Source organism: Vibrio sp. 378, assembly GCF_033339435.1.
In genome coordinates this window covers 1-942 of sequence record NZ_JAWOUO010000230.1, presented here as the reverse complement: position 1 = coordinate 942, position 942 = coordinate 1, and the positions used below count along the sequence as shown (strand labels likewise).

Annotated in this window: 1 protein-coding gene and 1 pseudogene; both read left to right on the top strand. The window is 44.7% G+C overall.

The genetic code is table 11. The features are described from left to right. A pseudogene (locus R7Q48_RS25370) lies at positions 1-235 on the top strand (murein L,D-transpeptidase); the annotation flags it as partial. 181 nt (positions 236-416) lie between these two features. Further along, the coding region (locus R7Q48_RS25365; RefSeq protein WP_318132909.1) for a DUF882 domain-containing protein at positions 417-942 on the top strand (526 nt) is incomplete at its 3' end.

Sequence of the window (942 nt, the reverse complement as noted above, 5' to 3'; positions counted from 1 at the left end):
GTTTAGCTCGGGTTGTGTTCGAGTAGAAAACGCCGATCAACTTGCAGAGCTTCTGTTCAAAACTCAAGGTTTGGAAGAGCGTTTAGAGAAAAAGCGGGAAAGCGCTCGTTCATCAACGACTTCGGTGCCACTAGGGGAGCGTATTCCGGTACACATCATCTACCAAACAGCTTGGTTGGAAGAAGGTACGCTGTATTACCGAGATGACATCTACAAATACGACCATCAAGGCTAAGCCTGCATGGCTTGTAAATTTAAGAAAATTTACAATTCTAAAAAATCGTTTTCTGTTCAATAAGTAAACAAAAGTTTTAGCGAGACTTCGATATTCCGGACCAATTTATGCATTTGACGAGATAAATTGGTTTCGGTATCGTCCGCTTTCTTTGTTTAGTAATTGAGCAGTGTTTTTGTTTATGGTAAGTCGTAATTTTTCTCGCCGTGATTTCCTTAAAATGACCGCTGGTGGTGTCGTACTGGCGTCTGCAATGCCTACACTTTCATGGGCTTCACTTCCGGATGAACCACGCGTGTTAGCCATGAATAACTTGAATACGGGTGAGCTTCTCGAGACGTGCTACTTCGATGGCAATCGCTACGTCGGCAAAGAATTGCAGCGTTTGAATGAGTTCTGCCGTGATCATCGCCGTAATGAAGTGCATCCAATGGATAAACGTCTGTTCGATCAAATCAGCCAAATTCAAAAGCTCATCGGTACTGAATCCGAAGTTATCGTGATTTCTGGCTACCGTTCTCCAGTGACCAATGCGTCCCTGCGCAGCGGTTCTACTGGTGTTGCTAAGAAGAGTCTACACATGGAAGGGAAGGCGATTGATTTTCGTCTCGATGGTGTAAAGCTGTCTACGGTGCGTGATGCGGCAATCAGTTTGAAGGCTGGTGGTGTTGGATACTATCCGGGCAGTAACTTTGTCCACATTGATA